Source organism: Bacillus sp. AK031 (assembly GCF_053903065.1).
This window is the reverse complement of record NZ_CP096424.1, coordinates 3,460,032-3,483,111: the sequence shown is the minus strand read 5'-3', so window position 1 is coordinate 3,483,111 and position 23,080 is coordinate 3,460,032. Positions and strand designations below refer to the sequence as shown.

The 23,080-nt window shown below is 44.9% G+C and carries 21 protein-coding genes and 1 riboswitch; of the genes, 16 read left to right on the top strand and 5 right to left on the bottom strand.

The window, feature by feature from the left end; genetic code table 11:
* The first annotated feature begins 429 nt into the window (after nt 1-429).
* The 14 genes from M1E09_RS17840 to M1E09_RS17775 all read left to right on the top strand — a co-directional run bounded on the left by M1E09_RS17840 (nt 430) and on the right by M1E09_RS17775 (nt 15,150).
* Entirely contained in the window at nt 430-1,419 is a 990-nt protein-coding gene (locus tag M1E09_RS17840) for an ABC transporter substrate-binding protein (RefSeq protein ID WP_456272162.1), read from the top strand.
* A gap of 16 nt (nt 1,420-1,435) precedes the next feature.
* Nucleotides 1,436-2,458 carry an ABC transporter permease gene (locus M1E09_RS17835; protein WP_456272161.1) on the top strand — a complete coding sequence of 341 codons (1,023 nt, stop codon included), beginning with the start codon at nt 1,436-1,438 and terminating at the stop codon, nt 2,456-2,458.
* Entirely contained in the window at nt 2,442-3,236 is a 795-nt protein-coding gene (locus tag M1E09_RS17830; protein WP_456272160.1) for an ABC transporter ATP-binding protein, read from the top strand. The genes M1E09_RS17835 and M1E09_RS17830 overlap by 17 nt, the downstream gene beginning before the upstream one ends.
* Before the next feature lie 424 nt (nt 3,237-3,660).
* Nucleotides 3,661-4,053: a thioesterase family protein gene (locus M1E09_RS17825; protein WP_456272159.1), complete on the top strand. Its 393-nt coding sequence runs from the start codon at nt 3,661-3,663 to the stop codon at nt 4,051-4,053.
* Between the two features lie 65 nt (nt 4,054-4,118).
* Nucleotides 4,119-5,225: a Leu/Phe/Val dehydrogenase gene (locus M1E09_RS17820; protein ID WP_456272158.1), complete on the top strand. Its 1,107-nt coding sequence runs from the start codon at nt 4,119-4,121 to the stop codon at nt 5,223-5,225.
* Nucleotides 5,226-5,247: 22 nt separating this feature from the next.
* Entirely contained in the window at nt 5,248-6,312 is a 1,065-nt protein-coding gene (gene pdhA, locus M1E09_RS17815) for a pyruvate dehydrogenase (acetyl-transferring) E1 component subunit alpha (protein WP_456272157.1), read from the top strand.
* Nucleotides 6,312-7,307, top strand: a complete 996-nt coding sequence (locus tag M1E09_RS17810; RefSeq protein ID WP_456275029.1) for an alpha-ketoacid dehydrogenase subunit beta — start codon at nt 6,312-6,314, stop codon at nt 7,305-7,307. The genes pdhA and M1E09_RS17810 overlap by 1 nt, the downstream gene beginning before the upstream one ends.
* A 12-nt stretch (nt 7,308-7,319) precedes the next feature.
* Nucleotides 7,320-8,537 (top strand): dihydrolipoamide acetyltransferase family protein, encoded by a 1,218-nt coding sequence (locus tag M1E09_RS17805; protein WP_456272156.1) that lies wholly within the window; start codon nt 7,320-7,322, stop codon nt 8,535-8,537.
* Nucleotides 8,538-9,968, top strand: a complete 1,431-nt coding sequence (locus M1E09_RS17800; protein ID WP_456272155.1) for a dihydrolipoyl dehydrogenase family protein — start codon at nt 8,538-8,540, stop codon at nt 9,966-9,968. It abuts the gene before it with no gap.
* 114 nt (nt 9,969-10,082) lie between these two features.
* The gene (gene hppD, locus M1E09_RS17795) at nt 10,083-11,204 is read left to right on the top strand and encodes a 4-hydroxyphenylpyruvate dioxygenase (RefSeq protein ID WP_456272154.1); all 1,122 of its coding nucleotides are present in this window, start codon (nt 10,083-10,085) and stop codon (nt 11,202-11,204) included.
* Nucleotides 11,205-11,354: 150 nt separating this feature from the next.
* Entirely contained in the window at nt 11,355-12,476 is a 1,122-nt protein-coding gene (gene hisC / locus M1E09_RS17790; RefSeq protein ID WP_456272153.1) for a histidinol-phosphate transaminase, read from the top strand.
* On the top strand, nt 12,466-13,077 hold the full coding sequence (locus M1E09_RS17785; RefSeq protein WP_456272152.1) for a flavin reductase family protein: 612 nt from the start codon (nt 12,466-12,468) through the stop codon (nt 13,075-13,077). Before hisC ends, M1E09_RS17785 begins: the two co-directional genes overlap by 11 nt.
* A 4-nt stretch (nt 13,078-13,081) precedes the next feature.
* A complete protein-coding gene (locus M1E09_RS17780; protein WP_456272151.1) occupies nt 13,082-14,002 on the top strand; it encodes a fumarylacetoacetate hydrolase family protein in 921 nt (306 codons plus the stop codon).
* Entirely contained in the window at nt 13,996-15,150 is a 1,155-nt protein-coding gene (locus M1E09_RS17775; protein WP_456275028.1) for a homogentisate 1,2-dioxygenase, read from the top strand. The genes M1E09_RS17780 and M1E09_RS17775 overlap by 7 nt, the downstream gene beginning before the upstream one ends.
* Before the next feature lie 196 nt (nt 15,151-15,346).
* On the opposite strand, the gene M1E09_RS17770 is transcribed toward M1E09_RS17775, so the two are convergent.
* The 5 genes from M1E09_RS17770 to M1E09_RS17750 are packed head-to-tail and all read right to left on the bottom strand — an operon-like array spanning nt 15,347 to nt 19,835.
* Nucleotides 15,347-16,351, bottom strand: coding sequence for an ABC transporter substrate-binding protein (locus M1E09_RS17770; protein WP_456272150.1), 1,005 nt, complete (start codon nt 16,349-16,351; stop codon nt 15,347-15,349).
* The gene (locus M1E09_RS17765) at nt 16,348-17,100 is read right to left on the bottom strand and encodes an ABC transporter permease (protein WP_456272149.1); all 753 of its coding nucleotides are present in this window, start codon (nt 17,098-17,100) and stop codon (nt 16,348-16,350) included. Before M1E09_RS17765 ends, M1E09_RS17770 begins: the two co-directional genes overlap by 4 nt.
* Nucleotides 17,097-17,876 carry an ABC transporter ATP-binding protein gene (locus M1E09_RS17760; RefSeq protein WP_456272148.1) on the bottom strand — a complete coding sequence of 260 codons (780 nt, stop codon included), beginning with the start codon at nt 17,874-17,876 and terminating at the stop codon, nt 17,097-17,099. The genes M1E09_RS17765 and M1E09_RS17760 overlap by 4 nt, the downstream gene beginning before the upstream one ends.
* Nucleotides 17,869-18,543 (bottom strand): thiaminase II, encoded by a 675-nt coding sequence (gene tenA / locus M1E09_RS17755; RefSeq protein WP_456272147.1) that lies wholly within the window; start codon nt 18,541-18,543, stop codon nt 17,869-17,871. Before tenA ends, M1E09_RS17760 begins: the two co-directional genes overlap by 8 nt.
* Nucleotides 18,543-19,835: an acetylornithine deacetylase gene (locus tag M1E09_RS17750; RefSeq protein WP_456272146.1), complete on the bottom strand. Its 1,293-nt coding sequence runs from the start codon at nt 19,833-19,835 to the stop codon at nt 18,543-18,545. Before M1E09_RS17750 ends, tenA begins: the two co-directional genes overlap by 1 nt.
* A gap of 311 nt (nt 19,836-20,146) precedes the next feature.
* Nucleotides 20,147-20,251: riboswitch (TPP riboswitch) on the bottom strand.
* 159 nt (nt 20,252-20,410) lie between these two features.
* Here M1E09_RS17750 and M1E09_RS17745 point away from each other — a divergent pair.
* Nucleotides 20,411-21,694, top strand: a complete 1,284-nt coding sequence (locus M1E09_RS17745) for a homoserine dehydrogenase (RefSeq protein WP_456272145.1) — start codon at nt 20,411-20,413, stop codon at nt 21,692-21,694.
* A 590-nt stretch (nt 21,695-22,284) separates the two neighbouring features.
* The gene (locus M1E09_RS17740) at nt 22,285-23,055 is read left to right on the top strand and encodes a DeoR/GlpR family DNA-binding transcription regulator (RefSeq protein ID WP_456272144.1); all 771 of its coding nucleotides are present in this window, start codon (nt 22,285-22,287) and stop codon (nt 23,053-23,055) included.
* Nucleotides 23,056-23,080: the final 25 nt, after the last annotated feature.

Below are 23,080 nucleotides of genomic sequence, written 5' to 3'. Positions count from 1 at the left end.
GGCCCAAATAGCAAGTTACCAGCCAATTGAGAAAGAAAAGACAAAATCACCGCCTTCCACAAACCTTCCCAACTGCAGATTTCAACACTTTCATCTGAATAAAGCATGTCAGTTCGACATTTATATAAGCAAGGAATGCAAAAAAAGTGAAAAAGAATACAAAAAGCCATAGCATTCAAAAAGGAATCATTATATAATTATACTAATTTTTTAATTTTCGGAATATTGTTGACTTTCTTATAACTTCGGTGATACTATAACGTTGTAATTACGCAGGGCGTGATATTTATCACACTTTTCAAAGTTACATAGTTAAGTAGTTGCAGCAAAGAGTTCTTTCCAGCAGAGCAGAAGGGGTGTTTTCAGGATATAGAGGGGTACATGCCCCTGTATATAAATAATTTGGGATAGAACAAAGGGGGATTTCAGTTGAGAAAGAGTTTGCTGTTATTAAGTTCTGTTTTGGCAGGGTCGCTGATGCTTGCAGGGTGCGGAAATGAAAAGGATGCCGCATCAGGGGATAAGATGTATGAAATCGGTGTTACCCAGATTGTCGAACATCCTTCATTGGATGCTGCGTTTGAAGGATTCAAAAAGGCTCTTGCTGAGAATGGGTACGAAGAGGGGAAAAATGTAGAGTTCGATGTTCAAAATGCTCAAAATGACCAAAGTAACTCGCAAAGTATCGCGAAAAAACTTGTTGGTGATAAAGTCGATTTGATTTTTGCAAACTCGACACCAAGCGCACTTCATGTACTGAATGAAACAAAGGAAATTCCTATTGTGTTTACATCAGTTACAGATCCTGTGGGTTCAGGACTTGTTGAGGCTTTTGATAAGCCTGGCGATAACATTACAGGGACAACTGATACTAACCCGAATGCAATCCCGCAGACTGTCGAATTCATGATTGATGAAGTTGGAGCGAAGAAAATCGGGGTTATCTTTAACTCAGGTGAACAGAACTCCGAGGTACAGGTAAAACAAGTAAATGAAATTGCGAAAGAAAAAGGAGCAGAAGTTGTAGAAGTGTCTATTTCAACATCTGCTGAAGTAAAACAAGCAGCTGAGTCTCTTGTCGGCCGTGTAGACGCTATTTACATTCCGAAAGACAATACAGTTGTTTCAGCTCTTGAATCTGTAATTTCAGTTGCAAACGATAAGGACATTCCATTGTTTGTGGGTGAATTGGATTCCTTGAAGCGTGGCGGTGTTGCTGCCAGCGGATTCAGCTACGAAGACCTTGGATACCAGACAGGCCTGATGGCAGTGAAGATTCTGAACGGTGATAAAAAGCCTTCTGAGCTTAATATCGAAACTCCTGAAAACGCTGTGCTGACATTTAATAAGGCAGCAGCTGAAGAACAAGGGGTAGAAATTAAGGATGAGTGGGCAGACCTTGTAGAGTTTTTAGAATAGGGAAGGGTGATACATCGTGTTTACTGCAATTTTCGGTTCCGTTGAGTCAGGAATCATCTACGCTATCATGGCATTAGGAGTATACCTGTCTTTCCGAATATTGGACTTCCCGGATCTAACGGTTGATGGAAGCTTTGTAACAGGGGCGGCAGTTGCTGCCACCCTTGTTGTAAGCGGGGTGAATCCTTTTGTGGCTACCATTGCTTCAATTGCTGCCGGGTTTATAGCTGGGTGTATAACAGGTATTATTCATACATTCGGAAAGATCAATGCTTTATTATCAGGAATATTAATGATGATTGCCCTGTATTCGATTAACTTAAGGATCATGGGAAAATCGAATGTCCCGCTTTTGAATCAAGAAACTTCTTTTACTTCAGTGGAAAGTGTGTGGTCAAAGCTCGGGGTTGATTCGGCTCTGAATAATATGCTGTCTGCAGTAGGATTAGGCGGATTCCAGCCGAGTACCTGGGGGATTTTGTTTTTTATGATCATCGTCACTTTTCTGATCAAGTTTCTTACTGATAGGTTCCTTCGCACTGAAATCGGGCTGGCATTGAGAGCGACTGGAGATAATCAGCGAATGATCAGAAGCCTTTCAGCCAATACCAATGTTCTAATCATTTTGGGTCTTGGAATTTCAAATGCAATGGTAGCGCTTTCAGGAGCCTTGATTGCCCAATACAGCGGATTTGCTGATGTAGGAATGGGAATCGGGATGATTATCATCGGTTTGGCATCGGTCATTATAGGTGAAGCGTTATTTGGAACGAAAACGATTGTCAGAACCACACTGGCGGTAATCGGCGGTGCCATTATCTACCGTATCGTCGTCAGCATGGCACTGAGAGTCGAATTTTTGGAAACTGGGGATATGAAGCTGATCACAGCCACGATTGTAATCCTCGCATTGATCATGCCGAAAATAACGGCCCATTACCGGGAAAAGAAACGCAAGGCTGCCAAACAGGCCCAGCGGCTGCAGGAGCTCGCATTAACTCCAGAGGGGAAGGATGAGAGCAGTGTTACAATTAAATAGAATTCATAAAATCTTTAATGAAGGCACCCCTGATGAAAAAGTTGCATTGGGCGATGTCAGCCTGACGATGAATCCAGGTGATTTCGTTACAGTCATTGGAAGTAACGGTGCAGGCAAGTCTACATTGATGAACATGATTTCGGGAGTCCTGACACCCGATACAGGTGAAGTCATTATCGATGAAAATGATGTAACAAGGATTTCTGAATATAAACGTTCGCGTTTGATCGGACGGGTCTTCCAGGATCCAATGGCAGGAACGGCTCCGACAATGACTATTGAAGAAAATCTGGCAATGGCCTATTCCCGGAATAAGAATAGGACTCTAAAAAAAGGTGTAACCAGAAAACGAAAAGAGTATTTCAAAGAAGTATTGGAGTCACTGCACCTGAACTTGGAAAACCGCTTGAATGCAAAAGTCGGTCTGCTTTCAGGGGGAGAACGCCAGGCACTTTCACTCTTGATGGCCACCTTTACAGAACCGTCAATCCTTCTGCTTGATGAACATACGGCTGCGCTGGATCCGTCCCGTGCGGAGTTGATCACCAATCTGACGAAGGAGATCGTTGCAAAATATAACCTGACGACACTGATGGTTACCCATAACATGCAGCAGGCGATCGATTTGGGGAACCGCCTGATCATGATGGACAAAGGCCAGATCATCCTGGAAGTGAATGAAGAGCAGAAAAAAGATTTGACAGTAGAAGGCCTGTTAAAAGAGTTTCAAAGAATCAGAGGAACACAAATGGCAAGCGATAAAGCAATACTTGCCTGATGAGAAAAAAGGATGGAGACCCCATCCTTTTTCTTATGGGAAATTATTGGGAAAGGGGAGCTTGTTTACATCGGTATCTTTAAAACTTAGAACTCGATGCCGTTAAAGAGCCTCAATGGCACCGTGGAATCACAGAATAGAGGAATCGTCGTCAAACAGCCCCTCAGAAAATCCCGAAAAAATTACGAATAACAAATTCATACTACTCTTCGAATACATAGAAAGGCAGGATCTGAAATCGAGACTTTCCTAACCCTCCGCCAACTGTATTGATAGACCATTTCCATAGCAGAACAAGTATTTATTAAAACTTTTTAAATCTTTACAATTTATTGACTATTCATTATACAAAATGTTATTATATCGTTGAATAAACGTTATATGTTTTGTGTTACTAGAATAGTATGTTCAAAGGAGGAGCAGTATGAAACCTGGCATGAGTGTGGGGCAGACAGCTTCCATCACTGCCGCAGTGACTCCTGATATGTTTGCCCAATTCGAAGGGGAAGTTGTTCATCCGGTCTACTCGACTGTTTCTATGGTTTATCACATGGAATGGGCATCAAGGAAAATCATCCTTCCCTATTTGGAAGAGGATGAAGAAGGAATGGGCGGAGCTGTTTCAATGAAGCATATTGCTCCAAGTGGTGAAGGAACTGTGGTGACAGTGACTGCGACACTATCTGAATTGCGGTCAAATATAGTAATGACTAAAGTAGAAGCTAGAAATGAAGAGGGAATCATCGGCATTGGGGAAGTCAAGCAGGTGATCCTGCCAAAAGAGAAAATCAGGTTGATGGGGAATAAGGGAGAATAATTGCGACTTATTTTGTCGGAATTTGTAAGCGGTTTCAACTAAAAGGGTATGAGGAGATGAATTTCATGGATATGTTTGAAAAAATTCGTGAACATGAACAAGTAGTTTTCTGTAATGATGAGGAAACAGGTTTGAAGGCGATTATCGCCATACATAATACTACTCTCGGGCCAGCTTTAGGCGGGTGCAGGATGAGACCATATAAATCAGTTGATGAAGCTTTGGAAGACGTCTTAAGGCTTTCAAGGGGAATGACTTATAAATGTGCTGCAGCAGATGTCGACTTCGGCGGAGGCAAAGCCGTTATCATCGGAGATCCAGAAAAGGATAAGAACCCTGAATTATTCCGTGCTTTCGGACAATTCGTAGAATCATTGAATGGAAGATTTTATACAGGTACGGATATGGGGACGACACCTGAAGATTTCATCTACGCATTGAAAGAAACGAACTGCATTGTCGGTGTAGAAGAGGAATATGGCGGAAGCGGAGATTCTTCTGTTCCGACAGCAATGGGCGTCATCTACGGTTTGCAGATTACAAATAAGACCGTTTGGGGTTCTGAGGACCTGGGGGCGCGCAGTTATGCCATCCAGGGGCTGGGAAAAGTAGGGATCAAAGTAGCTGAGCGCTTGATGGATGAAGGTGCAGAACTTTACATCACAGACATCAACCAGCATGCGATTGATGATCTTGTATCCAGAGCAAAAGAAAAAGGGGTAGGAATCAAGGTTGTTTCAGGGGAAGAAATCTATTCCGTGGATGCTGATGTATTTGTGCCTTGTGCCATTGGCGGAATCATCAATGATGACACAGTCGAAAAATTAAAAGGCAAAGCAGTAGTAGGCTCAGCTAATAACCAACTGCTTGATATGAAACATGGCAAAAGGCTGCATGAGAGAGGCATTCTTTATGCACCGGATTACATCGTCAATGCAGGCGGTCTTATCCAGGTGGCAGATGAGTTGTACGAGCCGAATAAAGAACGTGTTCTCCAAAAAACGAGAACCATCTACAATTCCCTTCAAAGAATCTATGCACAAGCAGAGAGAGAAGGAATCACATCTGTTGAAGCGGCTGACCGCTACTGCGAAAGCCTGATTCAGACACGTTCAAGAAGAAACAGCTTCTTTTCTCATATGAAGAGACCTAAATGGTCGGTACGCACTTAAATAAAATGGTTGAGGTGAAGAAATGGAAGAGCAGTTCCCAATCAAAAGGATGATCGATAACGAAGGAAACCTCATTGGTGACATGGACGAACGCATAACTGCACAAATGGCAAAGAACTTTTACCGCCATATGATCAGGATCAGAACGTTTGATAAGAAATCCATCAGCTTGCAGAGACAGGGACGTATTGGTACCTATGCTCCGTTCGAAGGACAGGAGGCTTCACAGGTCGGAAGTTCTGTAGCCCTGAATGAAGGTGACTGGATGTTCCCATCTTACCGGGACCATGGTGCGGCAATGACTTTTGGCCACTCACTAAAAAATATTCTATTGTTTTGGAAAGGCCGGAATGAAGGGTGTGTACCGCCGGAGGGGAAGAAAATTTTTCCACCAGGCATACCGATTGCGACCCAGCTGCCACATGCAGCAGGTGCGGCATATGCGGAAATGCGTAAAGGGACAAAGAATGCAGCCATCGTTTATTTTGGGGATGGCGCCACTTCGGAAGGGGATTTTCATGAAGGCCTGAATGTAGCCAGTGTCCTGAATGCTCCTGTCGTCTTTTTTAATCAAAATAACCAGTTTGCTATTTCTGTACCCATACAGAAGCAGATGAAAACAAAGACCATTGCCCAGAAGGCTTTGGCTTATGATATTCCTGGAGTCCGCATCGATGGAAACGATATTTTTGCTGTGTACGTTGAAACACTGAAAGCGTTGGAACGTGCAAGGAACGGTGAAGGCCCTACTCTCATTGAAGCTGTGACATGGAGATACGGTGCACATACGACTGCGGATGATCCAACTAAATACAGAGACCAGGCGGAAAGTGAAGAACGCAGAAAGCTGGGTGACCCGATTGACAGGCTGGAGCGCTTCATGGACAAACAAGGCTGGTGGGATCAAGAGTGGGCTGATTCTGTAAAGAAAGAATCAGCAGCGGAAGTCGATCAAGCTGTTGAAGAGCTGGAGAGTTATCCTGAAGCAGATCCAAAGGTTATTTTCGATTATGTCTTCGAAAAACCAACATGGACCATTTCAGAACAGAAAGAACAGCTTCTTCAGCATTTAAGAGGTGAAAGATGATGAAGACAGCGGTGAAGACTAATAAGCTGACCATGGTGGGAGCCATTACGGATGCTATGAGAACAATGCTTGAGGAGAAGGAGAATGTCCTTCTTCTTGGTGAAGATATTGGCAAAAACGGAGGGGTTTTCCGCGCGACGGATGGATTGCAGGAAGAGTTTGGTGAAGAGAGGGTACTCGATACGCCTTTAAGTGAAGCTGGATTTATCGGGGCGGCAATCGGAATGGCGGCTAATGGGTTCATTCCTGTGGCAGAAATTCAGTTCCTCGGTTTCATTTACCCTGCCTATGAACAGCTGATGACCCATGCTTCAAGGCTGCGTGCAAGGACACTTGGGCATTTTACCTGCCCGATGGTCATCAGGGCACCATATGGCGCGGGAGTCCGTGCTCCGGAAATACATTCAGACAGCACTGAAGCTATTTTTACCCACATGCCTGGCTTGAAGGTTGTGTGCCCGTCAAATCCTTATGATGCCAAAGGGCTTCTTATCGCGGCGATTGAGGACCCAGATCCAGTTCTGTTCCTTGAACCGATGCGGATTTACAGATCTGCTAAACAGGATGTGCCGGAAGAGCGATATTCCATCGAGCTTGGAAAAGGGAAGATTGTCAAACCGGGTGAAGATGTAACGGTCATTGCCTGGGGAGCGATGGTACCGGTAGCCTCACAAGCGGCTAAAGAGGCCGAAAAGAAAGGAATCAGCTGTGAGGTCATTGACCTGCGGACACTGTATCCAATCGACAAGGATATCATTGCAGAGTCCGTCCAGAAAACAGGAAGAACAGTGGTTGTTCATGAAGCTCATGCCACAGGCGGTGTAGGGAATGACGTATTGGCCATTATCAATGATACTTCCTTCCTGTATCAAAAAGCCCCTGTTGAAAGGGTGACTGGCTTTGATACGCCGGTACCTTACTTTGGATTCGAGGATTATTATTTGCCGACAGCAGAGCGGGTCCTCAAGGCCGTTGAAAAAGCCGCAGAATTTTAGGAGGTGAAGAGGATGGAAGTAAAGCTGCATGATATCGGGGAAGGAATGACAGAAGCACATATCAGCCATTTCTTTGTCAAAGCCGGCGATACCGTCAAGGCAGACCAGCCATTAGTAGAGGTGCAGACAGATAAGATGACGGCCGAAATCCCTTCACCGTCGGCAGGGACGATCAAAGAGATCCTTGTAAAAGAAGGGACTACGATTGAAGTCGGGACAACTGTGCTGGTAATGGAATCAGCCAGCAGCGTGAAATCGGCACAACAGGTGGAGAGGAAGGAGACGGTGCCGTCAGGGATGCAGAAATCTTTTTCAACTTCTCCGCGTAATAGAAACCGTATCCTTGCATCACCTTATACAAGAAAGATTGCAAGGGAAAATGGTATCGATATAACGATGATAGAGGGAACTGGTGCAGCTGGAAGAATAACAGATGAGGATGTTGAGAGATACATATCCGGCGGAAGGCAAGCAGAACCAGCCCAGCCAGAAAGGGATCAGGCACCCGTTGTACAGGAATCACCAGCTTCTCAAGAGAATGAAAGCATTCCTTTCCGGGGAAGGCGAAAGCAGATCGGCTTGAAGATGAAACATTCATTGATGACGATTCCGCACTGCACCCATTTTGAAGAAATCGATGTGACGAACCTCATCGAGCTTAGAGAGCAGTTGAAGAAAACGGATACGAACATCTCTGCTTCAGCATTTTTTGTAAAAGCTCTCTCCATTGCTCTTAAAGAGTTCCCGATTTTCAATGCAAGGGTGGAAGAAGACAAAGAGCAAATCACGTTTATGAAAGAACATAACATCGGAGTCGCGACAGATACAGACGATGGCCTGATAGTGCCCGTTGTAAAAAATGTAGAGAACAAGTCATTAAAAGCGATTCATTCTGAAATGAAAAACTATACATTGAAGGCAAGGGAAAACAAGCTCGTATCCAAGGATATAGCAGGCGGAACCTTTACAATTTCCAATGTCGGGCCAATGGGAGGATCGATTGGGGCCACGCCAATCATCAATCATCCAGAAGTCGCATTGGTGTCCTTCCATAAAACAAAGAAAAGGCCGATGGTAAATGAAAACGATGAAATCGTCATCCGTTCGATGATGAACATCTCGATGTCATTCGACCACCGGGCGGCAGACGGGGCAACAGCAGTGGCCTTCACGAATCGGTTTGCGGAGCTGATTGAAAATCCAAGTCTGATGATTGTGGAGTTGATGTAAATGGTAGTAGGTGAATTAGCAGAAGCAGCTGAGCTCGTCATAATCGGCGGCGGACCGGGAGGCTACCATGCGGCCATCAGGGCAGCCCAGCTCGGGTTATCAGTCCTGTTGGTCGAAAAAGAAGAGCTCGGCGGCGTGTGCCTGAATAAAGGCTGCATACCCTCCAAAGTCTTTACTCAAGTAGCCAGGAAACATAAAGAGATGGACCATTATCAAAACATGGGGCTGGAATCACAAGGCCATGCTATTAATCTAGCAAAGCTGCAGGAATATAAAAGCAGTCTGATAACACAGTTGAAAAACGGTGTCGCCTCTCTTTGCAAAGCAAACAAAGTGGAAGTAGTAAAAGGGACAGCTTCATTCCTGGCCGAAAACAAGATTGGTGTTGAAAATGGTCACCAATTTACGGTGTACTCTTTTGAAAGTGCCATTATTGCGACAGGAGCGAGCAGGGAACTTCCCTCATTTATCACACAAGACAGCAGCCGCATCTTAAATGAGTTTTCAATTTATCAGCTCAGTGACCTGCCTGAAGATATGATTATTTTCGGGAACAGCTATACTGAACTTGAAGCTGCCTCCAGTTTCGCTGCAATGGGGACGAAAGTGACCCTCGTAACGGACAGTGATTTTCCTTTTGATGACTCGGTCAACAAGGAATTGACGAGAGTTTTAAAGAAAATGAAGGTGAAGCTGATGAAAGGGTTTGTTCCCAGGGAGGTTTCGCCATCAGAGGATAGAGTTGTAGTCACGCTTCTGAAAGAGGATGGAGATTCGGCAACGATTGAAGCCTCTCATTTCTTTGCAGCGTGTATAGCGAAAGCCAACGTCGGTGACCTAGGGATCGACAGGTTAAAAATGGACATGTCTGAAAACGGCTTCATACATATTGATGAAGCATGCAGAACATCCATTGAAAATATTTATGCCATCGGCGATGTGACAGAAGGAGCAGCCTTGGCGGTGAAAGCGATTAAACAAGGAAAGGTCGCGGCAGAAAGTGCAGCAGGTTTGCAGTCGGCTTTTGATGATATGCTCCTTCCGACGATTGTCCAGACAATCCCTCCTATCTCTGCCATTGGCTTAACGGAAAAGGAAGCAAAAGAGGCACATGCCATTACAGTAAGTTCCTATCCTATGGCAGGGAATGGATTTGCCCAGCTGGCCGGGGAGAAAGAAGGTCTTGTAAAAGTCATTTCCGACAGCAATACGGACTTAATCCTGGGAATCCATATGATCGGCAGCGGTGCTGTCGAGCTTGTATCCGCATCTGCAGTTGGGATGGAAATGGCAGCTAGAGACGAGGATTTCTCGTATCCCTATTATTCTCATCCCAACACAAGCGAAAGCCTTCAGGAGGCAATGGAAGCATTGAAAGGCAGGGCGGTGCACCTGCCACCTGGAAAACAGAAAGAGTTATCAAAAGTATAAGCGCTTTAACGCGGTAATGCGTTTCTGCTTTAACTCCCGCTCTTGAGAACAGTGACAATAATAATTATTATAAAATTTAGAAAAGTATTAAAATATCAATTGGAGGTTGTTAATATGCAAGGTAAAATGGCTGAAGCTAATCAAAATCCAAAGGTAGAAGATTTCTTTCCGGTAAGAGATGTCGATTACTTAGAGTACTATACAGGAAATGCAAAACAGGCAGCACATTATTTCTGTACGGCATTTGGTTTCAAGATGGTCGCTTATTCAGGACTTGAAACAGGTAACCGTGAAACCGTTTCCTATGTATTGCAGCAAAATAAAGTCCGTATGCTGATTACTGGATCACTTAATGAAAGCAGCCGTGTCGCTTCATTCGTCAAACAGCATGGCGATGGTATCAAGGATATCGCCTTAGCAGTGGATGATGTTGAAAAGGCTTACAGTGAAGCAGTTTCCCGAGGCGCAATAGAAATTACGCCTCCGATGGAACTGTCGGATGAAAATGGAACAGTGAAAAAAGCGATTATCGGTACATATGGAGACACAATCCATACTCTTGTAGAACGCAAAGATTATAAAGGAATTTTCATGCCGGGCTTTGAAGCTGCTGAAATGAAAGCACCTTTTAGAGAAGCAGGAATCATAGCGGTCGACCACGTAGTCGGAAACGTTGAAAGAATGGAAGAGTGGGTTTCTTACTATGAGAAAGTAATGGGCTTCAAGGAAATGAGACACTTCACAAACGACGATATCAATACAGAATACTCCGCCTTGATGTCTAAAGTAATGCACAACGGCGGCCGAATCAAGTTTCCGATCAATGAACCTGCTGACGGAAAGAGGAAATCGCAAATCCAGGAATACCTTGATTTCTATAACGGACCTGGTGTTCAGCATATTGCCATCCTTACAGAGGATATCGTAGAGACGATTTCGATCCTGAAAGAAAACGGCGTGGAATTCCTTGATACACCTGATACTTACTATGACATGCTTTCAGAGCGTGTAGGGGAGATCGACGAAGAAATTTCCAAAATCAAAGAGCTGAAGATTCTTGTAGACCGCGATGACGAAGGATACCTTTTGCAAATCTTTACTAAGCCGATCGTTGACAGACCGACATTGTTCATCGAAGTGATCCAGCGTAAAGGAGCACGCGGATTTGGCGAAGGAAACTTCAAAGCGTTGTTTGAGTCGATCGAGCGTGAACAGGAACGCCGCGGAAACTTATAAGCAAAAAGCGACAACTGCCTTGGCGGCTTAAAAAAAGGTGTTTCACTATAAGGGCTGTCCCGAATAAGAGTCAGGATCTATTCTAAATTCAGAGAAGGTCGGACACTTTGAAGGGGCACCCTTTCATTTTAGAGAAAGCGGGGGTCAAACGTGGTCGTGAAATTCAAAACTAGAAAAAGAGTCGAAGAGATTGCACCTTATGTCCTTGGTAAAAGCATAAATGATATTAAGCTTGAGCTGGGACTCTCGGAAATTCGCAAACTATCGGAAAATGAAAATATATACGGCTGTTCGCCAAAAGTACAGGAATACCTAAGTACGGGTGGAACGGATATTTACCTTTATCCAGACGGGATGGCCAAGGAGTTGACTGAAAAGACAAGCGGCTTTTTGAATGTCAGCCAAAATCAGCTTGTATTCGGCAATGGTTCTGATGAAGTGATCCGTTTGCTGACAAGAGCCTACATAAGCGAAGATGATGAAGCTGTTATGGCAGACGTCACATTCCCGAGGTATCAAACAAATGTCTTTCTTGAAGGCGGAACGCCAGTCATCGTGCCTCTTGTAGAAGGTGTACATGATCTGAAGAGCATGAGAGAGCAGATAACAGACCGTACGAGAATGGTATTCGTCTGCAACCCAAATAATCCGACTGGAACGATAAATGGGAAAGCCGAGCTCCTGGAATTTATCGAAAGCGTGCCTTCAGATGTGCTTGTCATCGTTGATGAAGCATATGTGGAATATGTAAGTACCGAGGATTACTTACATTGTATCCCGCTGCTTAACCAATTTGATAACTTAATCGTTCTGAGGACCTTCTCCAAGATATACGGCCTTGCCGGGCTGCGTGTCGGTTTTGGTGTCATGAATGAAGAAATCGCCACACAGTTAAGAAAGGTGAAAGATGTATTCAATGTAAGCAGGCTTGCACAGGGAGCCGCAATTGCAGCACTTGAGGACCAGGAATTCATAGAAAAGTGCACGAAGCAAAACGAAATGGGGAGAACCTTTCTTCAGGAAGAGTTCGATAGAATGGGACTCTCCTATTTTCCATCTCAATCGAACTTCATTATGGTGGACTGTGGCATCCGAGGGGATATTGTGGCAGCAGGCCTGTTAAGGCATGGAATTATCGTCCGCGCCGGGACGCTGCTTGGCTATCCGACAACCGTCAGGGTCACAATCGGTACAGACAGTGATAACCGCCAGTTCATTGAAGGTCTGAAACAAATAATTGCAGGGGAAAAGGAGGGATACGATGGAAATTAAACCGGATACTTTGCCATGGAAGGATGCATATAAGCTGCTTGTAGGATCCATTGTCCCGAGGCCGATTGCCTTTGTATCGACGATTGATGAAGAGGGCAGGGCGAACCTTGCTCCTTTCAGTTTTTTTACAGCGATCAGTGCCGATCCAATGCTTGTTTGCTTCTCGCCGATGAGAAGAGGTACAGATGGCAGCAAGAAAGATACATTGAATAATATTGAAAACACCAAAGAGTTTGTTATCAATGTTGTCAGTGAGGAATTTACGGAACAAATGAATAACACGGCGATTGAATATGAAGCAGGGGTAGATGAATTCGAAGAAACAGGACTCACGAAGCTTGAATCAGTTACTGTTGCTCCTCCCGCAGTTAAAGAAAGCAAGGTCCAGCTTGAATGCACCCTTCATCAGGTTCTTCATTTTGGAGAGGAAGCTGGTTCCGGCAGTCTGGTGATTGGCAAAGTGGAATATGTAAGAATAGCGGATGAACTCTATTACAGTGGAAAGATTGATACAGAGAAACTGAATCCCATCGGCCGTATGGCTGGGCAAATGTATACCAAACCAATGGCAGAAACGTTTGAAATGGTAAGAAAAAGGTGATGAAATGAAGTTCATTAGTTTTCAACAAAGCGGTGAAAAGGTAAAATTCGGATTGCTTCGCGACAATGAGACCGTGGTCGACTTGCAGGAAGCAAGCGGCGGGGAGCTGCCGGATACTTTCCTTGCCTTCCTGGAAGACAAGGAAAAATATATGAGTATTTTGAACGAACTTGAGTTTACTGATAAAGGAATCTATTTACTGGAGAATGTTTCTATCAAAGCGCCACTACCGCGCCCGGTCAGTTTACGTGATTTCTATGCTTTTGAAGAACATGTGAAAACAGCACGGAAAAACAGGGGGCTGGATGTCGTTCCGGAATGGTATGAGCTGCCGGTCTTTTATTTTACCAACCATTTAGCTGTTAAAGGTGAAGGGGATGAGATTGTCCGTCCGGCAGGCTGCAGCTGGCTTGATTATGAACTGGAGATAGCGGTGGTGATCGGGAAAGAGGGCAGAGACATCAGGAAGGAAGATGCTGAAGAATATATCTTTGGCTACTGCATCATGAACGACTGGAGTGCAAGGGACCTTCAGCGGGAAGAAATGAAAGTTGGTCTCGGCCCTGCCAAAGGCAAAGATTTTGCGACATCGATAGGGCCCTATGTGGCCACAAAGGATGAGCTTGAGCAATTTCGCAGCGGAGACCGGTATGACTTGAAGATGACCGCAAAGGTGAACGGGCGTGAATTGTCCTCAGGTAACTTCAAAAGTATCTATTATACTTTTGCTGAGATGATCGAACGCGCATCAGCTGGTGTTACCCTGTATCCGGGAGAAGTCATAGGATCTGGAACTGTGGGGACGGGCTGTATCCTCGAACTGGGTACAGAGGTCCATCGCTGGCTTGAACCTGGTGACAAAGTCGAACTGGAGATTACCGGCCTTGGTACATTGAGAAATGAAATTAAGGAAGGAGGATATTAATGTATTATCGTACATTGGGGAAAATCCCGCATAAACGACATACGATGTTCAAGAAGGAAGATGGGAGCCTTTACCGTGAACAGGTAATGGGAACAAAAGGGTTTTCAGGGACTCAATCAATTTTATATCATCACCATATGCCTACTGAGGTGGCGAAAGCCGAATTGATGGGATCCTATCTCCCGGAATATGAGGAAAGCCAGGCACTGAAACACCGCCATTTATTGACTGATAAAGTTACAAAGTCAGGGGATGCCTTGAAAGCAAGGGAATACCTGCTAGGGAATGAAGACTTACTGATTGGGACAATTTCAGTGACAGACAAAATGGAGAATTATTACCGTAACGGTGACGGGGATGAAATGCTTTACATCCATCGCGGAAAAGGAACCGTGGAAACAATGTTCGGGACACTGACTTACCGCCCCGGCGACTATGTAGTGATTCCGATCGGGACCATCTATCGTGTCATTCCGGAAGAACAGACGAAAATCCTTTTCGTTGAATCATTCAGCCAAATCACTACCCCAAGAAGATACCGGAATGAGTACGGACAACTGCTTGAACACAGTCCATTCTGCGAGCGCGATATCCGCGGACCGGAAAAGCTGGAAACATTCAGCGAAAAAGGAGAGTACGAAGTCATTTCGAAATCCAGAGGCCTCCTGAATTCACATGTGCTTAATCATCATCCACTTGATGTAGTTGGATGGGATGGCTACCTTTACCCTTGGGTATTCAATATCGAGGATTTCGAACCGATTACCGGGCGTGTTCATCAGCCGCCGCCGGTCCATCAGACATTTGAAGGCCATAATTTTGTTGTCTGCTCCTTTGTGCCGCGCCTTTATGATTATCATCCGGAATCGATTCCGGCTCCTTATTATCACAGTAATGTGAATAGTGATGAACTTCTCTACTATGTAGAAGGCAACTTCATGAGCAGAAAGGGAATCAGTGAAGGGTCGATCACTCTTCATCCCAGCGGCATTCCGCACGGCCCCCACCCCGGCACAACGGAAAAAAGTATCGGCAAGAAAGAAACCCTGGAACTTGCCGTCATGATCGATACCTTCCGTCCATTGAAGATTGTGAAAAAAGCCCATGATGTCGAGGACGAGAATTATATGTACACTTGGATGGAATAAACAGAATTAAGGGACTTGGCTTTCAAAGCCAGTCCCTTTGTTCTTATTCAATGGCTCTGTTAGTTGATGATGTTGTTATTATCTTACCCATTAATAAGTATCAGGGGAAAATTTCTTCGGGAGATTTTGATTTTATATTAGGTGAAAGAATTAGGCTGCGTTTTAAGGGAGAATCCTAAAACGCAGCCTATCTCTATTACTCTGCTATATTAACAAAAATATCTTCGGTGTTCGGCTTTTCTTCGATCAGGCCGGAGTCTTTCAGCCAGTCGATGGTTTCCTGCCAGGAATCTTCACTTTGGCTTCCAAATGCTTCATTTTCTGTTTCCATTTTAGGAAGCAGGATGTCGATGCTTTCTTTTTCAACTTCCTCTACAAGGGGGAAGTTTGCCTCATCCTGGTTAGAAAGAAGGACTTTCAGTGCTTCATCCGGTTTTTCCTTCATGAACTCATAGCCTTTAGTAGCAGCACGCCAAAAAGCGCGGATGTTATCTTCTTTTTCATTCCAGGTATCATCGTTTGTGACGAATACAAGCTCATAAAAACTCGGCACACCGTAGTCAACAGGATTGAAGTAACGAGTTTTAAACCCTTCATGCTCCAGGACTGGAACCTCATGGTTAATATATGCCCCAATTACAGCATCCGCTTTTTCACTGACAATGGAAGAACCCAGTTCAAAACCTACATCAATCGTATCGACTTTTTCCGGGTCTCCGCCATCCGCTTTCACCATCGTATCAAGCAATGCTTCGTTTAGCGGGATTCCAGGATATCCAACCTTTTTACCTTCTAAATCTTTAGGTGACTGAATGGTGCTGTCCTCCAGAAACACAACATGGTTAAGGGGAGAACGGACAATGGCTGAGACTGACTTGACAGGGATATCCTCATTGGCTCTGGCGATGATCACGTCAGGCTGATAGGAAATGCCGAGATCGATCTGTCCTGCAGCTGCGAGATTGATAGGGTCTGTCGGGTTTGCCGGAAATTTGATTTCGACATCAAGCCCTTCTTCCTTGAAGTAGCCTTTTTCTTTCGCTGCATATAGATAGCTGTGGACGGCATTTGGGTACCAGTCGAGCATGATTGTCATTTTTTCCAGCTCTTTGTCTTCTGTGGTGGCAGCTGTGTCTCCCTGGGAGCACCCTCCAACAAGAACAAGAAACAGACTTAATGTTAACAAAAGCATTTTTTTCATAATGATTTCCTCCATTTTAATAAAATGTTCTCAAGCAGCGTTACAAGCAAAAATAATAGAATACCGGCAATGGATAAAAGAACAATCGGCGCAAACACGGCGGCACCGTTGAACTGGGTCATCATCCTGCGGCTGAAGTATCCCAAACCAGCTTCGGCCCCAAGCCACTCCCCGATAGCAGCTCCAATTACGCTCAGGGTCACAGCTACTTTCAAACCTGAAAAAAAGTAAGGGAGTGCTGAAGGGACACTGAGCTTCAGAAAGATTTCCAGCTTTCCTGCTCCCATCGTCAACATCAGTTCACGAAGATCCTTGTTGATCGAGCGGAGTCCATCAAAGGTACTGACCGTTATCGGGAAAAAGGTAATCAAAATGGTGACAACGACCTTGCTCCAAATTGAATAGCCGAACCATAATACAAAGATAGGGGCAAGCGCAATGATCGGGATGGTCTGGGATGCGATCAGTATCGGATAAAACGCCCGTTCAATTGTTTTGCTGAAATTCATGGAAACCGCCAGGGCAACTCCTAAAAGAATCGACATAGCCAACCCGATAAGGATGATCATCAGCGTGGCGGGTAAATGTTTGGTGATCAGAATCTTCTTCAAATTCCAGAGCTCGGCGAGAATACCACCAGGTGTCGGCAGAATAAAGGGCTTATTGTAAGAATTCGCCCCCACTTGCCATACAATCAGCAGTGAAGAGACCACAAGAGTGGAAGCGATATAATAATTCCAATTTCTCATAGTACATTCACCATTTTCCTCAGCTCAGAAATCAGATTGGTTTTAAGGGTTTGGATCTCCTTTTCCGCCATGTCTTCAATTTTTCGAGGCCGTGGAAGTGGAACCGTGATTTCTTTCAGTTCGGAAACCGGCATCTGGGTGAATACAAATATACGGTCAGAAAGAAATAATGCTTCTTCCACATCATGGGTTATGAACAGGATTGTCTTCTTCCGCTTGTACCATTGATCGAGCAGCCATTCCTGCATGGAAAGTCTGGTAATCGCATCCAACGCACTGAATGGCTCATCAAGTACAAGCAGATTCTTTCCGCTGAGGACGGCTCTCAAAAAGGAGACTCTTTGGCGCATGCCACCGGATAACTTATGGGGGAAACGGTCCTCATATCCTTTCAGGCCGAATTCGTCGAGCAGCCCGCGTACTATTTCATCTGCCTGTTCCCGTTTCATTCCTTGCAGCTGAAGGGGCAGGGCAGCATTTTCCATGACCGTTCTCCATGGCATCAAGAGGTCCTGCTGAGGCATATATCCTACCTGCCCCAAGCGGTTTTTGACTGCTTTCCCTTCAAAAAGAATGCTTCCGCCTGACGGTTGTTCAAGACCCGTAATCAGACGGAACAGTGTGCTTTTCCCGGATCCGCTTGGCCCGATGATTGAAACAAATTCACCTTGTTCTATAGAGAGTGACAACCTTTCCAGCACTTGAACAGGCAGCTGTTTTTTCTCTCCTTGGTAAGTGAAAGAGACGTTGTCCAGTTGAAGCAGGGAGTTACTCATCGGTAGGCCACATTTCTTCGTTATAAGCCATATCCCAGAACATGTACTCAAAGCGGCTTGTGTTCAGGAAGATTTCTTCCAAGTGATTGAGCTCTGCATCACTTTTTCCGGCCGTTATTTCATTGAGCAGGGAGATCAGCCATTGAGATAAAGATCCGAATTCATCGGAAGAATACATCGAAACCCATTCTCCATAAAACTCATGGCTGGTCGATCCTTCTATCAAACTTAACTCTTTTCCGATCTCCCAATAACTCCACATGCAGGGAAGGAGGGCACAAACCAATTCTGCGAGAGTGCCATTTTCAGAGACATGAAGCATGTAGTGAGTGTAAGCCAGTGTGATAGGAGAAGGGTTCGCGCTTTCCAATTCTTCTGCTGAGATGCCGAAACGTTCCGCATATTGGCGATGTAATGACATTTCTTCATTAAGAGTGGAATCCAGAAGCTTTGCGAATTCTCCCATTGTTTTCGTATCCTTCGCTTTTACTGCTCCCAAAGCGAACAGTTTGGCAAAATCTATTAAATATACATAATCCTGTACCATGTAAAATCGGAATTTCTTTCTGTCCAGCGTACCGAGACCAATTCCCTGCACGAAAGGATGCTGGTGGTTTTTTTGCCAAATAGGCTTCACCTTCTCAAACAAGCGGTCAGTAAACTGCATTATTCATCCTCCTTCTTTGAACGGGTCCAATCATAAATAAACTTGATCATCACCTGAGTGAATTGAACCAGCTGATCTATTGAAACTTTTTCATTGACACTGTGGGCATTATTCAGGTCACCGGGTCCGTAAATGACGGCCGGGATACCAGCATTGCCGAGCCAGCCGCCGTCAGTGACAGTCGGCGATACATCTATTTCTGCCTTCTGGTCGAGCAGTGAAGTATGGGTGGAAGATAACGTCCTTACCCCCGGATGATCCGGGTCAACTTCCAGCGACGGGAAAATCTCACCTCTATCTTCAATCATGGAGGTTCCTCCCCAAGTAAAAACCGGCGGGTTATCCCTCATCCAAATATCTGCTTTGGCCACTTCCAATATGTGATTCTCTACTTCTTTTGCCACTTCTTCATGAGTTTCATCCGGGTAGAAATGGACAGTAATCCATAATTTGCACTCATCGGCGATAAAAGCTGGATGTCTGCCGCCTTCAATAACAGCAGGGTTGATGGTGTTGGATCCTGCTGGGAACCCTGGATAATGCTTGGTGACTGCCCAATGGCGCTCCAGATCCTGTAGACCGTGGATGAGTTTCATCATTTTTTCAATTGCGCTTGCTCCATTCAAACCGCCGCCGGCATGAATCATGTTTCGCCTGGTTGCATCATGGTGGGTCGTCGGGCTCTTAATCGTAATCCAGCCGGTGATTACACCGCCTTGCCCTTGTATATGAAGATCGCTGGTGTCCACCACTACAGCAAAGTCGGCCTTATAGCCGCGTTCACAGCACTGAAGAGTGCCGGCTTCTCCGACCTCCTCCCCAATGACCGACTGGAAGATCAGATCCCCGGGGAGTTCAATGCCGGCTTCAGTCAATAACTGAATGGCAAACAAAGCGCCGGCAATACCGCCTTTCATGTCTGCTGCCCCGCGTCCAATGACATAGCCTTCCGTTACCTCTGGCTGAAATGGACCGGTATGCCAGGTTTCGCTTTCATCAATTTCAGCCACATCGATGTGGCCGTTGATGATCAGACTCTGGTGCCCGGCTGGTTCGGTTCCTTTTTTTATCCCAACTACATTTGGATCACCCGGGTAAACATCCCACTTATCGATTGCGAATCCATTTTCTTTCAAGAAAGAAGCAATGAACTCCTGAGCATGCTCCGTATTTCGTGCCGGCGGGCTGGGTGTTTCGAAACGAATCAGTGTACACAGAAGATCAACCAGTTCTTCCTTTCGGTTTTCAGCATCAAGAATGAGGCTGTCAATCAGTTTCTGCAAAATTTCCATCCCCCTTTTTATAAGGCTCTTTTCTTAAACTTTGTTGCTATTTAACATGAATCCCCAAAAAATATAGCCATTATCCACAGGAAATAACTTAGTAAGCAAGAAAGAAAAGAGCTACTCTCTCTGTTCAGAGAGAAAAAACCTTGTACCCAGGGGAAAAATCCGGCACTTGGGATTTTTCCGAAAGCAACAATCTATACGACAACAGCCTTTTAAAACAACAAAAAGCCACTTTCTGTCAGAAAGTGGTTTGGTACAAATTTAAGTATGTAAAGAGAATACAGCCAGCAGGAACCTGCTGCTGCCCATATGCATACATATGTCCGCCACTTCCCTTCGCTAGTATTACCTAGATCAGGTAGTCAGGGTTAAGACATAGAAATGTCTCTCTCAGCTTAAACGCACCCCTAGTGTTGTGAAAAAATATGAAATTTATCGTACATTACATATCTATCATACAATCAATCTTTCTGCAACTTTAAATAAAATAAAAATTAATATTGAAATCGAGCAGGAATACACTGAAACTTGCTGAATACATTTTTAAAATATATGAATCGAGAACTGGAGGTTAAGGATTGGAAAAGATTTCGATAGGCTTGCTTGGTTTTGGGACTGTAGGTTCAGGAGTAGTGAAGGTGATTGAAAACCATCAGGATAAGTTAGTGCATGGAGTTGGCTGCGCCGTCAAAATAAAGAAAATTCTTGTACAGGATCCGGGAAAGTGCAGAGATGCTGAAGTTGAGCCTTCATTGCTCACAGTCAATCCCGGGGATATATTGGATGATGAGGAGATAGACATTATTATCGAAGTGATGGGAGGAATAGATTATACCAGAACACTTCTTCTGAAAGCGCTCCATAATAAAAAACATATTGTGACTGCCAATAAGGATTTGATGGCCCTGCATGGTCCTGAACTGCTGAAAGCTGCTTATGAGAACGGCTGTGACCTTTTTTATGAAGCCAGTGTGGCAGGAGGGGTTCCCATTCTGCGGAGTGTGGCAGATGGATTTGCATCTGACAGGATCAATAAGATTGTAGGCATTGTCAACGGTACAACAAACTATATCCTGACGAAAATGAGTGATGAGAACAGGTCCTATCCAGAGGCGTTGAGGGAAGCGCAAGAACTTGGTTATGCCGAATCTGATCCAGAAGCGGATGTAGAAGGAGTAGATGCTGCAAGGAAGATGGCGATCCTCTCAACCTTGGGATTTTCGATGAATGTCGGACTGAATGATGTGAGCTATAAAGGGATCACCAGTGTAACAGAAGAAGATATTGACTATGGGAAAAAACTTGGGTATACGATGAAATTGATAGGTGTAGCTGAGAGGGACGATGACAAAATCGATGTTACCGTACAACCTGCACTGGTCTCGGATACCCATCCGCTTGCAGCGGTCAAAAATGAGAATAATGCCGTGTATGTGTATGGAGATGCAGTTGGCGAAACGATGTTTTATGGACCGGGAGCAGGGAGTATGCCGACAGCCACCGCAGTGGTATCAGATCTCGTTGGAGTCATGAGGAATATAAGACTGGGTGTAAATGGCCGAAGTGCCGTCTTTCCGCAGTTTCCAAAGAGAATCAAGGGAGCGGATGAAGTGTTCAAAAAGTACTTTCTCCGCCTGTTGGTTGAGGATGAAGTAGGCACGCTGGCAGAGGTGACGTCGCTTTTTTCCCAAGAAGGAATAAGTGTGGAAAAGATCTGGCAGAATCCTAAAAGAGGGAGCATTTCCGAAATTGTCCTGGTTACTCACAAGGCATCGAAGAAGAGTTTCGAAGAGATCCTGGTCAGACTGAGGGACTCCAGGGTTGTCAGGGATGTAGGCAGTTCATACAGAATAGAAATTTAGAAATTTAATTTGTTTTTGTGGGAAACCAGTAAAGGTACTGGTTTTTGTTTTTGAAGGGTAAATTCTCTATATGGGACAGTGAAAACCAAGTTTGGCGGCGATCCAATGGACCGATAACGAGGTTTACGGCCCAATGAAAACGAGGGAATGAAGTCTCACTGGCCCGATAACGAGGTTTACGGCCCAATGAAAACGAGGGAATGAAGTCTCACTGGCCCGATAACGAGGTTTACGGCCCAATGAAAACGAGGGAATGAAGTCTCACTGGCCCGATAACGTTCTTTGCGGTCCGGTGAAAACGGGGGAATGAAATCTCACTGGCCCGGTAACGTCTCTTGCGGTCCGGTGAAAACGAGGAAACGAAATCTCAATGGCACGGTGGCCGGTCCCGGCACCTGTCAGTTTCCCTGTTCGCAGAGTAAGGAAAACAAAGATAGGAATGGTGTACCTCCAAAGGAGATATATTCCCAAGAAAGTTTAATTTCCTCTGCCGCCGGAATATCTGTTAATATTTCCGCAAGCAATAATTGACAAAACAAGAACAAAACAGCAATAATAGGAAGCATAAAGGTAGAGGAGGGGGTCATTAAATGTTTTCTGAAGAGAGAAGGAAGAAGATCCTTGAAACCCTGGATAAAGAGGGAAGAGTGCTTGCGAAGGAATTAGCGCAGGGGTTTGATGTTTCTGTAGATTCCATCCGCCGCGATTTATCGATCATGGAAGAAGACCAGCTATTGAAGAGAACACATGGAGGTGCAATTCCTCTGCCGATGGTCCGGTCGATGCCCAGGTCAAATGAAGAACGATTTGGTGAGAGTACACCTTATCAGAGCCAGATTGCAGAAAGGGCAGCCGCTTATATCAATCCGGATCAAACCGTTTTCATTGGCGGTGCATCCATCCATTATGCCATGATTCCCTACTTGCCAAAGGATTTTTCTTTTACAGTCGTGACCAATTCGGTGGAAATCGCTTATAAGTTAAGAGACTTCGACAATATCCAAACGTATATGATTGGCGGGAGAATGAAGAGCTCCGGGAATATAACCGATCCGCTTGCTGCCCAGTTTGCAGAACGGTTCAACTATGATTTGTGCTTTGCGACCGGAGGAGGGCTTACGGCCAGAGGGCTGAGTACTTCGACTCCCGAGGTAGCATTGTTTCATGAAAAGGTGTATGAGAATTCCCGCAAGATCATTACACTTGTTGAGCATACGAAAGTCGGTGTGGATCTGTTCACGACAATGTTTCCGCTCAAAAAGCTTGATATCATTTTAACGGACGAAGAAACGACGTCTGAGCAAATAGATGAACTGGAAGTGTATGGAGTAAAAGTAATAAAAATTGCTAATGACCAATAAAGCTTAACCTGCAGAAGTGAAGTGA

Excerpts from the sequence above, each read along its gene's own strand:
- M1E09_RS17825 (WP_456272159.1), top strand. The coding sequence starts at position 3,661 with ATGAAACCTGGCATGAGTGTGGGGCAGACAGCTTCCATCACTGCCGCA.
- M1E09_RS17820 (WP_456272158.1), top strand. The coding sequence starts at position 4,119 with ATGGATATGTTTGAAAAAATTCGTGAACATGAACAAGTAGTTTTCTGT.
- pdhA (WP_456272157.1), top strand. The coding sequence starts at position 5,248 with ATGGAAGAGCAGTTCCCAATCAAAAGGATGATCGATAACGAAGGAAAC.
- M1E09_RS17810 (WP_456275029.1), top strand. The coding sequence starts at position 6,312 with ATGAAGACAGCGGTGAAGACTAATAAGCTGACCATGGTGGGAGCCATT.
- M1E09_RS17805 (WP_456272156.1), top strand. The coding sequence starts at position 7,320 with ATGGAAGTAAAGCTGCATGATATCGGGGAAGGAATGACAGAAGCACAT.
- M1E09_RS17800 (WP_456272155.1), top strand. The coding sequence starts at position 8,538 with ATGGTAGTAGGTGAATTAGCAGAAGCAGCTGAGCTCGTCATAATCGGC.
- hppD (WP_456272154.1), top strand. The coding sequence starts at position 10,083 with ATGCAAGGTAAAATGGCTGAAGCTAATCAAAATCCAAAGGTAGAAGAT.
- M1E09_RS17785 (WP_456272152.1), top strand. The coding sequence starts at position 12,466 with ATGGAAATTAAACCGGATACTTTGCCATGGAAGGATGCATATAAGCTG.
- M1E09_RS17780 (WP_456272151.1), top strand. The coding sequence starts at position 13,082 with ATGAAGTTCATTAGTTTTCAACAAAGCGGTGAAAAGGTAAAATTCGGA.
- M1E09_RS17770 (WP_456272150.1), bottom strand. The coding sequence starts at position 16,351 with ATGAAAAAAATGCTTTTGTTAACATTAAGTCTGTTTCTTGTTCTTGTT.
- M1E09_RS17765 (WP_456272149.1), bottom strand. The coding sequence starts at position 17,100 with ATGAGAAATTGGAATTATTATATCGCTTCCACTCTTGTGGTCTCTTCA.
- M1E09_RS17760 (WP_456272148.1), bottom strand. The coding sequence starts at position 17,876 with ATGAGTAACTCCCTGCTTCAACTGGACAACGTCTCTTTCACTTACCAA.
- tenA (WP_456272147.1), bottom strand. The coding sequence starts at position 18,543 with ATGCAGTTTACTGACCGCTTGTTTGAGAAGGTGAAGCCTATTTGGCAA.
- M1E09_RS17750 (WP_456272146.1), bottom strand. The coding sequence starts at position 19,835 with ATGGAAATTTTGCAGAAACTGATTGACAGCCTCATTCTTGATGCTGAA.
- M1E09_RS17740 (WP_456272144.1), top strand. The coding sequence starts at position 22,285 with ATGTTTTCTGAAGAGAGAAGGAAGAAGATCCTTGAAACCCTGGATAAA.